Genomic DNA, 13,065 nt, shown 5'->3' with positions numbered 1-13,065 from the left:
TCTTTTGGATTGCTTTGGAAATCTCTGAAGGCATCGGCAACTAAGTTCAGCCCGAGTGCGGATATTTGGCCGGATGAAAGTAGATGTGAAACGTAGGTTAAAATCGATGTGAACCCTGTTAACCAACTCTCCATATACATACGTTGCGGAGGTGCTTCTCCAAACCAAACTAGAAAGCCTGCGTTGAATAATGTGTAGTCATCAATCGTTGTATAAGGTGCACCAATACCTATAAGCGACAGCTTAAAATACAGAGATATGCCAAGGGCGGTTGCTACCAAGACCAAGGCTAAATATTTATCCAGAAAACTTTGCTGCATGCTTATGCGCGCCTTTTGTTTAAACAATATTTATTGAATGTAACTGCTATTAATGTCTTCCTTGCGACGAGCCAAGGTCCATTTGAAGTAGAAGAAATTTTTATTCGCTGCAAGACGGCCGATTTTAAAAAGTGATGTCTTTTTTATTGTCGCGTTTCGTCCCATAAGACCATAGGTGTAACCAAGATTCTGTGCTATTTGTATGACGCCTTGGTTAATATCCTCAGGTCTTCCATTCGGATAACAAATTCCCATTGGCAATATTCCTAGATGTTGGCGGATAGCCTCGGCTGAAATGCCTAATTCGTAATTTAAGTCTTCCTGATTCAATGAGCTCAAAATAGGATGGCTGACAGTGTGGCTGCCGACATCCAGTCCATCTCTAGCCATTTCATTAAGTTGAGTCCAGGTTATCGAATGAAACGGTGGCTGCGGAGATGTCGGCAAATCGACGTGTGCTTGATTGGCAAGGGCTCGTAAAAATTGGTTGCGCTCATCCGTTTTGAGTGTGAGACAGTAATCCCCAAGCTTGTGCCAGCTTTTGTAGAGATCGTCTTTTTGGGTTGAAATAGTTCCTAGATGTGAAGCGTTCGCGCATTCCAAATTCAATTGGGGAGCTCTACTGTTTATCAATATATGTTTCAGTAGGTCTGGCCATAACCATGTTGTGCCATCGACAAACCCGGTTGTGACGTAAATGCTTGCAGGTAAGTTGTATTTTTTTAAAATCGGCCAAGCGTTTGCGTAAAAGTCGTAATGGCCATCGTCAAAAGTAAGCGCGAGACTGTAGGGCTGAAGGCTGCCCTGAACAAGGTCATTGATCAGTTGTTGAAGGGGCACAACCTTGAAGTGCTTATTTATATAAATTATCTGACGTTCGAACTCTTCAGGGGTTAGCCCGCTGACAAAAGGATGATCGATAATTCGGTGATACATGAGTACCACCGGTTCATTTTTTTTGAGCAAGCGCATGATATAAAAGCCGCCAAGGAGCTCAATAAAATGGAGTAATAAGGCCTTTATGGCTCTCATGTTTAGCATCTACCCAGAAAAAGTTTAACCAAGACTTTCCAGCCATATAATTTGCCCGGGTCTAGCGCTAAACCGTGTAGTATTTTTTTGAGCGGTTTAAAAAATTGCTTTTCATTTCTGGCGTAGACGGCTGCTTCCCGCATATACATATCAGCCCATGCTTTGCGGACGTATTTATGGTCCAGTTTATTACCATGTTGGCTAACAAATTTTTTTAGAATACGATTTGCATGATCGTATCTTCCGCGATAGTTGTTTGACATCTGCCCTGACCAAACGCGATAAACATAGGTTTGTTGCGGAACATATACAAATTCCCATTCGAGCGAATAACGAAGCCATAAATCCCAATCTATGCCCATACGGAATTCTTCGTCAAAGATTCCATTTTGGTTGATGCACTCACGACGTATGACCGAGGTTCCGAAAGGGACAAAATTTTCGATAAGCATTTGGTTGGTGACTTTGCCAGAGTACCGCACTTCGTGGTCGTCTTTGGTATATCGGTTATTATGCTCATCGATAAAACTTACTTCGCTATAAACCACGCCAACTTTGGGGTTTGCGAATTGGGGTATTTGTAGTTCTAATTTATTTTTTTCCCAAAAATCATCTGCATCACAAAAAGCAATAAAATCGCCCTTGGTATTTTTAATGCCGCAATTTTTGGCCTTTGGTTGACCTTGATTCTCATTTTTAATGTAAATCACTTTAGTGTTGTCGCGGTACTGCGCCATAACTTCTTCTGTGCTATCGGTTGATCCATCGTCTACCACGATAACTTCAAGATTCTTCCATGTTTGTTGCAAGATAGAGTCTATAGCCAGACTAAGGTATTGCCCCATGTTGTAAGTGGCAATAACGACACTGACAAGAGGTTGGGTGGATGTTAGATCTTGCATATGGAAAACCTGTATTTGCCTGACTTTTCTTGGGGTATTTTTCTAACGTCGTTAATTATGAAATTCACATCGCTACCGAACACCCGTTGAAATTCTGCGACGAGCTCGTTATCGGTGGCGAGGGTATATTCAGGTCCTTTTACTCTGTTGATAATGATTTCGTAGAGTTTTTCCTGCACTAATTGCATTTGTTCGATTCCTGCAATTTTTGTTAGCGTGCGCTCTACTAAAGAAACTCCGGCGACTTGTCCGCCATCAGGCTTTTTGAGGAAATCTGCAACGCGTCCCTCCAAGCGCTCCAGCAGCGGTGTAGTACGACCGCAACTGCATTGGCGGTTGCTTAAAACGCCTACGTCCTCGACTCTGTAGCGAATGAGCGGCATTCCCATATTGTTTAAATCGGTAATGACTAACTTGCCGGGCTGCCCCGCAGCGACGGGTTGGTTATTTTCATCAAGACATTCAAGAATAATATGAGAGCTGTTGATATGCATGCCTTCGTGCTTCTCACATTCAACGGCAATTAAGCCCACTTCCTCACAACCATAGCGGTTGCTCACTTTGCATTGAAATGCGGATTCGATTATTTCTCTTTCATGATCCAGTAGCATCATAGAGGTTGCGACTATTCCGCGAGGACGAAGATCAGTGATTTTATTGTCTCTGATGTATTTCGCGAAAATGTAAATCGAGTGCGAATGTCCAAAAATCATCTCTGGTTCAAAGCTTCGCCATCTCTCAACAAATGCACCCATGGATTGCTCATTTAAATCCATGGTGTCCAGATATATCATCCGCTCGAGCAAGAATGATCTTAATTTGGCTTTAAATGTTTTGGGTACTGGCGGATTTCCCCAGACCGCAGCAACACGAATGCCGGGTGTCCAACCGCTAAATGAATCCGCGAACATCTGGGCTCCGTTACGCAGTTTTTGACAGTTCTCATCAAAAAATAAATTCAAAGATACGCCTGTTGAGCCGCCAGTTTTAGCCTTAGGCATTTTATCAGCGTTGTAACTGCTACTAATGAAGGAATTCAGGTTCTCGCGAATGTCGATTTTGGTTGTAATTGGAAAGCGCGCCAGATCTTCCAGCGTAACGGGTCTGTTTATGTCGAGACCAATTTTTTCTATGACCTTCTTATACCACTCACTGGTAGTGTAGGCGTGCCTGACTAAGTTATTAAATCGCTGAGATTGCAGTGCTTTTATACGCTCTTGCGGCCAGTACTGTTGTTGTTTGAGTTTGGAGAATTCACTTAGCCGGACACTACCTTCTTTGGCGTCCCATAAAATGTAAGCAATTTTGCCAATTATCGAATCAAGTAATTTCAAGTGCAGTCTCCTTTGTAATTGTCGAATATGTTGTTAATTAACCAACACGTGGTTTCCACAGTACAATTTTTTCGCCCTTGATGAATTTTAAAAACGCCATTGCAGAAGCAATGTTGATAAGACAAAAATAATTTGCAAGACCGAGCCAGCGATTGTTTGTGCCATCATTCAAGGATACGAATGCGGCGCCGACGTAAAAAATAATTTGAATTAAAAAGGTAAAAGAGTAAAAGCCGTTGTAGGTCAGGAATCCATTGCTTAAGAAGGCCAAAATAAGCGGGATAAACGCAAGGTAGCGCAAAAGTTTATGCGAAGTTAATTGAAGCGAAAAAAGTCCGTATTTAAAAGGATTAAACAAATGTTTCATATCCTTCATCGCCCAGTAGGCGCGCAAAGAAACACGCACGCGCATGCGGAACTCGGATTGTGAGTTGCTGAGAGACTCTTCGTTGAGTAGGGCAGATTCGCAATAAATGACACGTTTGCCTTGTGTGACGACTTTTAACGGCAGAACGAAGTCTGGTAATTGATCTGAATTCATGGGTTGATATAGTTCTTTGCGAATAGCGTCAATGCCACCATCGACTCCCACTACTGAGTCCACTTGGGTCTCCAGCGCGCGCATGTAGTTTTCATATTTCATGTAAGCGCTGCACCCGTCGCCAATCAAGCTTCCGTCACTGTTAACGTAAACCATTTTGCCTGTGACATAACCTACCTGCGGATCGCTAAAACAATTGACGAGCTCTCTGAGTCCTTGGGTTTCGTAATGACTGTTTGCATCAGAAAAAACGATAATTTCTCCCTGTGCATGCTGCATTGCCAAATTTAGACCCGCAGTTTTGCCTTGGCGAGGTACTTGGCGTATAAGCTTTAAGCGAGGTTCTGTTGCAGCGAGCTGCGTAACTATTTCATCTGTGCCATCTTCTGATTCGTCAGAAATAACGATGACCTCTAGCAATTCTGCCGGATAATCTTGCGAGAATTTATTCTTAATAGTTCCTTCAATAACCTTTGATTCATTGAATGCGGGAATGAGAACGGTAACCTTGGGTAAATTGCTCTGATGGCTAAAATGGAGCGGCTTTTTTGGTAGATAGCGCAGAAGAATTGGATAGCCTATGTAAATATAAAAAATAATTAAAGCGCTTAGCCAAAATAAAAGTGTCATGGATCGTCTCGGACTTTTTGGGCAATTTCTATTGCAGGGTTGAGTTCGCAAAAACATCCGTTGCGTTATCTATTAATTGCTTACCAGTGGATGAGCAGTCTATTTGTACACAAAGGCTTTGTAAGGTAACAATACGGAAGGAATTTGCACCCTTTAGTAATGCAGGTATTTGTAAGAATTTAGCTGTGGTTACTGATGTTGCATTATAGCCACCAACCTCCAGCCATTGGAGCTGGATAACTCTAATGTCAGAAGCTTTTCTTTTGAACGTGGACAGTTTCACTTTTTTTGCGGACAAGTTTTCTATGGATGAATCAACCAAAAGCCACTCATCTGAATTATAGAGCTTTGGTATATAGGGCACTAGCTTGTCATTTGCTGTGGCACGTTGATATTGATCGACTTGTGCGTATATCTGAAAGTTGTCTCGATCGAATAAGACGTTTTCCTTAAAGCTGCCCTCTGGAACCAGAACACTCATTGGCATTTTTCGTTCAGGGATAAGTTCAGATTTTGACGAGAGGACTTTCGTGAAATTGTGCTGGGTTGGTGTGCTGGAAAGCAGTAGGTTTAGTAATGGACCTATTGCTAATACGCATATAGGGATTATTAGTCGCGGTTTTAGCGAGGTCTCTTGATTGTTGGATAGGCTGATAGCGGATTTATTGACGGGGGCCAAGTAGATAGTGGGTAAGCACATTACTCCAAATAACATCCAGCCAAAATATTCGTGGTTGGCCATGAGTGAGCTTGTCATTTTGGATTCGTAACCAATAAGAACGAGAATAAAAATACGAATCCAGTTTGCAATTAGTCCGAGAGCGCCCGCGATGACGAGGGCAATTAAAAGTTTTCCTTCTTTATAATTGTTTAGCAGGCTGATGATGTAGGCGAGTGCCAATGCAATCTCGAGGTAGCGTAACCCTGAGCAGCCATCTGCAATGACAATTTGTCCGTAGGGAATAAAAATGCTGTTGCCTTCAATAACAGCGGGTAATGCGGTAAGCTGAATTAATTTGCCAACTACTAAGCCGCTCAGATTGACTAAGGGGGTTGTCAGTTGATCCCAAACGGGAATGGTAAAAATCGGGAGCAACAATAAAAGTCGCAGAGAAAACGCCGTCTTTAATCCATAAACTGCGGCATAAAGACCAAAAAGCAGAGCAAGCAATAAAGTTTGTTCCAATACGGAAATGCTTGCAGTGCGGAAAAAAAACCAACTGATGGAGCAGAGCCCAAGCCCTAAGAGAACAACAGCTGAAACTGCTTTTGAATTTTGGTGAACCTTGAATGTAGTGCTTTTGAAGATCAAATAGACAAAAAATGCATTGACTAATAGTCCATGGGAAAGTGATTCATCCCACTTAATCCAGCGTTGAAATAAGCTCTGAAAAGACGGAAAAAAAAAGGCTACCAACAGCGCAATTAATAAAACGGGCAGATAGGAAACGTAGCGTTTATTGTTGTTCACCGCGGGTCTTTCGATAACTTCCATTCGCCAGCATCCGAGCAAAAAAATTCTGTGAAGTCTACCCGATCTAGGGTGTATTTAATAGATTGATCTGTTTTTGCTGAGCAACAAAAAAGCCGACCAAGGTCGGCTTTTTTTCTGGAGCTTAACTAGCTAATTAAGCTTTGATGCGACGACGAGCAGCGCCCAAACCTAACAAGCCCAAGCCCATCAATAGGATTGAGCCTGGCTCTGGAACAGAACCAACGGTGATATCGTCGATACCCCAGCCGTCATTAGAGTCACTTGCTTTAAACGTGAAGGTGCCACCAACGATAGAAGAATCACTCAATACGGTTACATAACGAACGTTGCCGTTAGCGGTTCTATTGGTTGTGATAGTTTCAAGATCGAAGTCTGCTGTTGAAGCATCTTTAAACTTAAGGGTTAATTTACCAGAGATGTCTTGTGCATCGAACAAGTAAAAGCCAAATGCATTGTAACTGCCGCTAAGAGGTGCGCCCAAGGTCCAAGTTACTAATTTCGCATCATTGCTATCCAGCCACTGATCGTCTATTGACTTGAAAGATTCTCTACCGAACTCACCGGTATTACCGTTTTCAATCATTAACAAATTGTTGGCAGCGTTGGTGCCATTGTTCCATGCAGTACCGCCTTGACCTGGGGTGGTCAGTGCAAAAGTACCCACTGCTGTGTTAAAGCTGCTGCTTGCTGAAACCCATTTTGTGTTTTGGTTGGTGCCAGCAGGATTTGGATTAACAACCGGGATTGACTGAAAATTCTCGGCAACGCTTGGGCCATTCAGAGAACTCAAAAAAGAAGCTTCTGCCGCTTGAGCTGCTACACGTGTAGCGGTGAGATCAACTGTTGAGCCACTAGAGTAAATAAGGTCGCTAATTTGTAAATTGATGGTCGCAGCGCTAGCTGCAGTGGAAGCGAAAATGGCAGAAGCCAAGAGCGCTGAAGATAATAAACGTTTCATAAAATAATCCTTTCATGAGTTCTGGTTGCAGTTAGAAAAGGCTGATTGTACCTACCAGAACTGACAAGCAGATTGCATGCCAATAAAAAAACGTGTTATTTTTCAATAAGTTAATTATTGTTTGTATTGATAAAAAGTGGTTGCTGTAAAAAAAACCGACATAAAAACGAGGATTGCTTCTCATTTTTTTTGAGAATCAATCCTCAATCTTGGCTGTTATGTGGATCAATGCGGAGGAAGGTCCACAAATTTGCTGAACAATTTGTCCTTATCATAAGCAGCTATTTGGAAGTCGTAATCGCCCAAAAGGTTGGGAATGATATATGAAGTTGCTGTTCCGTCAGTGACGTATAAAGACAAGTAAGTGGTGCTGGTTTTAAGCTTATAGCGAATCACATACCCGCCTAAATCGGTGCTCATTAGTGTTGAATCGTCTTCTCTTTGCGTTGGCGCAACCCAATAGAATGTGACATCTCCATTGGTTGAGGCCGAAGGGGTAGAAACGTTGAGGGTTTTGCGCGTTAAGGACACATTCCCTGCGCCATCCACCGTTTCTATGGCATACACGTAAGCTTTGTTCGGGATTACATTGGTATCCGAGTAGCTAAGAACGGTTGACTTCACAGACGCTTGGAGCAGGTCGTCGCGATAAATGCGGTAGGCTGCTACCGACTGGTTATCGGTTCCTTCAGTCCATTCTAAATCCACTTGAGAGGAGGCCAAAGCTTTGGTTGTAAGGCTCAGTGGTGCTTGCGGCGGTGTGGTGTCAGGGGCTGCAGATGATGAGGTCGACGAGGTTAGGCTGCTAGCTTGGCTCGATGAAGACGCAACGCTGCTTGCAGCGTTAGAAGTAGAGGATGAGCCTAGGCTGCTAGCCTGCGTTGAGCTTGCTGATGATAGAAGGCTGGATGAGGTGCTTGCGCTAGATAGTGAGCTGACTGTCGAGGTGCTGCTAGATGAGCCGGGGTAGACCGGCGCTGACGGCGTACGCACGGATAGAGTTTGCAGCGGAGAGGTATTGCCAACGGCATCCACCGCAGCAATACCGTATGTATAGTTTCTGTCGGGTGCGACATCAAAATCCAGATAGGTGAAATCTACTTCACCTGCGTCGCCAATTTGGACGTTGTCTCGGTAGATTTTGTAGGACACCACTGCGACATTGTCAGTCGCGGCTACCCAATTCAATCCAATTGCATCGTAAATTTTAAGTCCTACTTCGAAGTTCTGCGGTGCCGTAGGTGCAGTAAAGTCTGGCGTACGCACCGAGCTGCTGGATCCATTTGCGGGTATGCTACTTAATGAAATGCTTGTTGAACTAGCCGCTACACTGCTGGCGCTGTTAGCACTAACCGAGCTCTGTGATTTTATAATAGGCGTGCTGGAGGTAAACCCGCCACCGTCGGTTCCACCTCCGCTTCCTCCGCCACCGCACGCAGTAAGCACATTTATAACAAGCGCTATAAATAATGTGGATTTTAATGGAGGGGTTAGTTTAATCATTGATAATCAACCTACTGCGTGCTGCATTAGAAGCGTTCGATCTGAGCTGCCCAGACCACGCTTTTCGTTATTTGTAGCAGTGTTATAAACATTGGGGCGACTTTGCTAGGGCAAAATTGCAATTTGGAGAGCCAATGCGCGAATTTTGTGATGAGTAGTTTTACCCGAACATAAAAGATATAGCATATTTTGTTATAAGTGTATTTAGGCGACGAGAGATTACCAGATTAACTTTCGTCGAAGTTCGATATGCCGATTTGCATGTCATACTTCTTGATCAAATCGTAAAAGGTGGGGCGTGTGATGCCCAGCAGTTTTGCTGCTGCAGAGACATTATGATCCGTCATGCTTAATGCGCGTAACATGGCACTTTTCTCAGCTTCCTGGCGGACATGGCGTAAGTTGAGTGAAAGCTCACCCGCCTCAGCTAAGCCCAAATCCTCGCGCGTAATGTATTTTCCTTCTGCCATGATGACAGCGCGTTTTACTTTGTTTTCCATCTCCCTGATATTCCCCGGCCAGTTGTATCCTTCGATGGCTTCAATGGCATCAGGCGTAAAGCCGGTCACGTTTTGGCTATGCTCTTTTGCGAATTTCAATTGGAAATGGCGAGCTAATAGAGCTTTGTCGCCTTGCCGGTCGCGGAGCGGCGGGATATTGACTGTCATTTCGCAAATGCGATAGAACAAGTCCTCTCGGAATGTTCCTTCGCGAGACATCTTTTCCAAATCTTTATTGGTGGCGCAAATCACACGCACGTCCACGGGGATTTCTGCGCGTCCGCCAACGCGCTCAATAACGCGTTCCTGTAAAAAACGAAGTAGTTTTGCCTGCAAATTCAAAGGCATATCGCCGATTTCATCGAGGAAGAGTGTACCTTCGTTGGCGGTCTCCACCTTGCCTAGAGTGAGTTTGTTCGCACCCGTAAAGGCACCTTTTTCATAACCGAAAAGTTCACTTTCAATGAGGTTTTCCGGCACAGCGGCACAGTTAATGGCGACGAAGCGTTTGTTTTTGCGCGGGCTCAACTGATGAATAGCACGTGCCATGACCTCTTTACCTGTTCCGCTTTCACCCAGAAGGGTGCATGTCACGGTGGTAGGAGAAATTTTTTCCAGCTGTCGGCAGATCTTCAGCATTTGCGGATCGTTGCTGATTAGCCCCTCTAGGGGCGCTTGGTTGGTTATGGTGAGGCGGCGATTGTCAGCTTCGAGGTCGAAAATATGGAAGGCGCGTTGAACGATTAGGTCGAGCGTCGTTGGATCAACGGGTTTGTGGTAGAAATCGTAAGCGCCCATGCCGACAGCGCGAATGGCGTTTTCGTGGTCGGTTTTACCCGTCATCACAATAATTTTGCTGGAAGGCGCTATGCGCAAAATATCTTGGATGCACTTAAAGCCTTCATCCACACCATCTTCATCGGGTGGTAAGCCTAGGTCCTGAATAACGACGGAAGCCTCATGAAGTCGCAGTGCTGCAACTGCGTCTGCGCGGTTTTCGGCGAAGATGGTTTCGTATTGATCAAAATGCCAGCGTAGTTGGCTTTGCAATCCCAAGTCGTCTTCAACAATTAACAGGATGGGCTTTTGATTTACAGGTTTGTTCATGCGGGTGGCTTAGTCCATCTTATTCATTGGAAGGGAGATGGTGATTGTGGTGCCTTCGCCTACGGTACTCATCACGTTGAGCGAACCGCCCAATTCGCTGATGTACTCACGCGACAGGTAAACCCCTATACCCATTCCCTTGCCGGATTTTGTGGTTTCGAACGGTTTGAATAAGCGGTTGTGGATGAAATCCCAATCCATGCCGGAACCGTTGTCTTCGATAGTGATGACCGCCCGATTGTTGTTGTAGGTGAGTGTAACATGAACTCTGCCGCCGGTTGGTGTGGCTTCCAGTGCGTTTTTGATGAAATTCGTGATGGTCATCACCAAACGAACTTGGTCGGCATTCAGGGTATAGTCCCCCTTTTCGATGCTGCTGGTTAGCTGCGGATTGTTGCGACGACATTCAGAAACTGCCGTTTCGACAATCTCGGTCATGCTCAGACATTTCACCAGATCAGACTCATCGCGGCGTAGCTTTTTCAGCAAGTTGTTCATGCGGTCAACCGAGTTGCTAATGGTTTTGATGGCGTCTTCTACAAAAGCAGGGTTGTCTTTGTGCTTCTCGGCGTTTTTCACCATGAGTGCTTGCTGAGCAATCAGGTTGTTCAAATCGTGGATGATAAAGGCGACCAGCTTATTGTATGTGTCGAATTGTTTACCTTCCGCCAGCTGATCCGCTTGGTGGTGGCGCTTAAGATAGCTGGCAATTTGGCGGCCAATGGTTTTCAGAAGATCCAAGTCTTCCCAAGTAAGAGCTGTGTCATCAGCGGGCTTGGTAAGCGCCATGAATCCCACCAGTTCTTCACCCACGATCAGCGGGAATATCAGCCAAAGGTTTGGAAAATTTCGCGCCCAATAGGGCAAAAGATGGTTATTTTGGCTCAGCGCTTCGTTGTCACCGCTATCGGGGAAATATACCCATTCCAAATCCAAAAAGGCTTGGCAGAAGAGGCTGTCTGCAGGCTCTTCCTCCAAATCGACAAGTCTGGGTAAATTGACTTGGTATACAGGTTCGTAAAATCCTTGTTTGAGCAACCAGATAGCCCCGCCCGGTGCCTTGGTGGTCGAAGCCACGGCGAAAAAGGCCCGCTGGTTTACTTCGCTTGCCTCTGCTGGTTGCGCCAGATAGTTAATGATGCGGAGCCATTCGCTACGGTAATCATATTTATGGCGGAACAGATGTTTGTTGATCAATACCGAAAGTTTTGAGCGCAGGCTGTTTGACACGAAAACCATAGCGATAATCAATACCGCCGCTACCAAGACGAAGCTATAAATCACCGTGCCCCAGTTGCCGCCATACAAACGTACGTAATATCCACCGAGCGAAAGAGAAGTGATAAGAAGTCCGACACCTATCAATGAGGTCGTGTAAAAAGCGATTGGACGAGAGATATTAAAGTTTGCAGCCCGCTGGGATTGTTGAAGGGGAACCAATCCACCCAACGCCATAAACAGGCAGGTAGCTATGGCGACTGCCGCACGAGATTGCCATAGCTGCGGATCAACACCCTGAAAAATGAGGCCTTGTGTATAAAGGTATATGTCGTAAATAAAAACCGCGCCCAGATTCATGCACAGTAATTTGATTTGGCGATCATTGCTCGCGGCATAACGATAAAGTTGCTCCACACTGACCAAACTGATAACAGCAAGTCCAAGAGCAAACCAAGGAGTGAAGGCAAAAATAGTGCTGTTGTTTGTTAAGGCTAAAGCCAGAATCAAGCCGGTGAGGGGCCAGCCAATTCCAAATAGAATCTGAAGGCTGCGCGGGAACTGCTGCTTTTGACTGTGTTTACGTAAGCTGAGTGCAATTGCCAAAACCCAAATGTTGTAGTGCAAACACTCAATAAATAGCAGCCAATTGGTTGTTAAATGGCGATCCGTGTAGGAAAGTGCGATAGCTGCCAAATGCAGGGTATTTATGGCTGCCGCAACCGCAAAAGCACTCCCGCGTTGCTGATGCCAAAATTGGTATAGATAGGTAACGGTTAGTAAGGTGGAAACGATGGCGGCGCTAAGGTAAGCCGTAAAAGTGACTTCTGCGTATTCCATATGGCGATGATTTCCGAAGTTATTATTGACCTAAGCATAACATTGAGGCGATCCAGATCAAAACGACGCGGCGAAAGCCCTGCTAGACTGCAATTAAGCTCGAAACAGGGGTAAGCAATAAACGAGGCTTTTCGCTATAATGGCTGGGAGCCGCTGGATGTCAGCAGCAATTACAAATGCGCTTCAGTCGCGTAAAGATATCGATGAGGAAAAAACCGTGATCCCAATGAAGAAATTGTTAGGAATGTTGATGGTTGCCGGCTTGGTGGCTGCATCTGGAGTTGCCTACAGCGAGAGCAAAGCCGTCGATACGGTTAAAGAGCGTATTGCACCCGTAGGTAAGGTTTGTATGTCTGGCGAGCCGTGTGCTGCCGCGCCAGCTGCTCCCGCATCCGCTGGGCCGAAATCGGGTAAAGACTTGTACTCAAGTGTATGTACTAACTGCCATGGCACCGGTGTTTTAGGTGCGCCAAAGTTTGGGAATGCAGGTGACTGGGGGCCACGTGTGGCCAAGGGGCTGGATACACTTTATACCCACGCGATTGGTGGTTTCAACAGTATGCCACCAAAAGGTACTTGTGCGGCCTGTACCGATGATGAAATCAAAGGTGCTGTTAAATATATGGTGGACGGAAGCAAATAACCTTCCTCCGTTCGTAGAAAGGAGCCAGCCATGCGCTGGCTT

11 protein-coding genes are annotated in these 13,065 nt (G+C 45.2%); 1 reads left to right on the top strand and 10 read right to left on the bottom strand.

Going from position 1 to position 13,065, the window contains the following annotated elements; all coding sequences use genetic code 11:
• The 10 genes from U1F02_RS14485 to prsK all read right to left on the bottom strand — a co-directional run.
• The coding region (locus tag U1F02_RS14485; protein ID WP_409991121.1) for a hypothetical protein at positions 1-320 on the bottom strand (320 nt) is incomplete at its 3' end.
• 30 nt (positions 321-350) lie between these two features.
• The gene (locus U1F02_RS14480) at positions 351-1,352 is read right to left on the bottom strand and encodes a polysaccharide deacetylase family protein (RefSeq protein ID WP_409991120.1); all 1,002 of its coding nucleotides are present in this window, start codon (positions 1,350-1,352) and stop codon (positions 351-353) included.
• Positions 1,353-1,354: 2 nt separating this feature from the next.
• Complete coding sequence (locus tag U1F02_RS14475; protein WP_409991119.1) at positions 1,355-2,254, bottom strand: glycosyltransferase family 2 protein; 900 nt, start codon at positions 2,252-2,254, stop codon at positions 1,355-1,357.
• Positions 2,242-3,588, bottom strand: coding sequence for a phenylacetate--CoA ligase family protein (locus U1F02_RS14470; RefSeq protein WP_409991118.1), 1,347 nt, complete (start codon positions 3,586-3,588; stop codon positions 2,242-2,244). Before U1F02_RS14470 ends, U1F02_RS14475 begins: the two co-directional genes overlap by 13 nt.
• A gap of 37 nt (positions 3,589-3,625) precedes the next feature.
• Positions 3,626-4,759 carry a glycosyltransferase family 2 protein gene (locus U1F02_RS14465; RefSeq protein ID WP_409991117.1) on the bottom strand — a complete coding sequence of 378 codons (1,134 nt, stop codon included), beginning with the start codon at positions 4,757-4,759 and terminating at the stop codon, positions 3,626-3,628.
• 28 nt (positions 4,760-4,787) lie between these two features.
• The gene (gene xrt / locus U1F02_RS14460; RefSeq protein WP_409991116.1) at positions 4,788-6,254 is read right to left on the bottom strand and encodes an exosortase; all 1,467 of its coding nucleotides are present in this window, start codon (positions 6,252-6,254) and stop codon (positions 4,788-4,790) included.
• Positions 6,255-6,387: 133 nt separating this feature from the next.
• Entirely contained in the window at positions 6,388-7,212 is an 825-nt protein-coding gene (locus U1F02_RS14455) for a PEP-CTERM sorting domain-containing protein (RefSeq protein WP_409991115.1), read from the bottom strand.
• Positions 7,213-7,437: 225 nt separating this feature from the next.
• On the bottom strand, positions 7,438-8,715 hold the full coding sequence (locus U1F02_RS14450) for a hypothetical protein (protein WP_409991114.1): 1,278 nt from the start codon (positions 8,713-8,715) through the stop codon (positions 7,438-7,440).
• Positions 8,716-8,942: 227 nt separating this feature from the next.
• Positions 8,943-10,322 carry a PEP-CTERM-box response regulator transcription factor gene (prsR, locus tag U1F02_RS14445; RefSeq protein WP_409991113.1) on the bottom strand — a complete coding sequence of 460 codons (1,380 nt, stop codon included), beginning with the start codon at positions 10,320-10,322 and terminating at the stop codon, positions 8,943-8,945.
• Positions 10,323-10,331: 9 nt separating this feature from the next.
• Positions 10,332-12,380: an XrtA/PEP-CTERM system histidine kinase PrsK gene (prsK, locus tag U1F02_RS14440; protein ID WP_409991112.1), complete on the bottom strand. Its 2,049-nt coding sequence runs from the start codon at positions 12,378-12,380 to the stop codon at positions 10,332-10,334.
• 157 nt (positions 12,381-12,537) lie between these two features.
• On the opposite strand from prsK, the gene U1F02_RS14435 reads away from it, so the two are divergent.
• Positions 12,538-13,023: a c-type cytochrome gene (locus U1F02_RS14435; protein WP_409991111.1), complete on the top strand. Its 486-nt coding sequence runs from the start codon at positions 12,538-12,540 to the stop codon at positions 13,021-13,023.
• The last annotated feature ends 42 nt before the right edge of the window (positions 13,024-13,065 follow it).

Origin of the sequence: Cellvibrio sp., from assembly GCF_046347455.1 — a bacterium.
Lineage (GTDB): Bacteria > Pseudomonadota > Gammaproteobacteria > Pseudomonadales > Cellvibrionaceae > Cellvibrio.
Note: the sequence above shows the minus strand (reverse complement) of the source record. Positions and strands in the feature narration are given on the sequence as shown.

Coding starts and splice junctions, on each gene's coding strand:
- prsK (WP_409991112.1), bottom strand. CDS start 12,380: ATGGAATACGCAGAAGTCACTTTTACGGCTTACCTTAGCGCCGCCATC.
- xrt (WP_409991116.1), bottom strand. CDS start 6,254: ATGGAAGTTATCGAAAGACCCGCGGTGAACAACAATAAACGCTACGTT.
- U1F02_RS14455 (WP_409991115.1), bottom strand. CDS start 7,212: ATGAAACGTTTATTATCTTCAGCGCTCTTGGCTTCTGCCATTTTCGCT.
- prsR (WP_409991113.1), bottom strand. CDS start 10,322: ATGAACAAACCTGTAAATCAAAAGCCCATCCTGTTAATTGTTGAAGAC.
- U1F02_RS14475 (WP_409991119.1), bottom strand. CDS start 2,254: ATGCAAGATCTAACATCCACCCAACCTCTTGTCAGTGTCGTTATTGCC.
- U1F02_RS14465 (WP_409991117.1), bottom strand. CDS start 4,759: ATGACACTTTTATTTTGGCTAAGCGCTTTAATTATTTTTTATATTTAC.
- U1F02_RS14480 (WP_409991120.1), bottom strand. CDS start 1,352: ATGAGAGCCATAAAGGCCTTATTACTCCATTTTATTGAGCTCCTTGGC.
- U1F02_RS14435 (WP_409991111.1), top strand. CDS start 12,538: ATGTCAGCAGCAATTACAAATGCGCTTCAGTCGCGTAAAGATATCGAT.
- U1F02_RS14450 (WP_409991114.1), bottom strand. CDS start 8,715: ATGATTAAACTAACCCCTCCATTAAAATCCACATTATTTATAGCGCTT.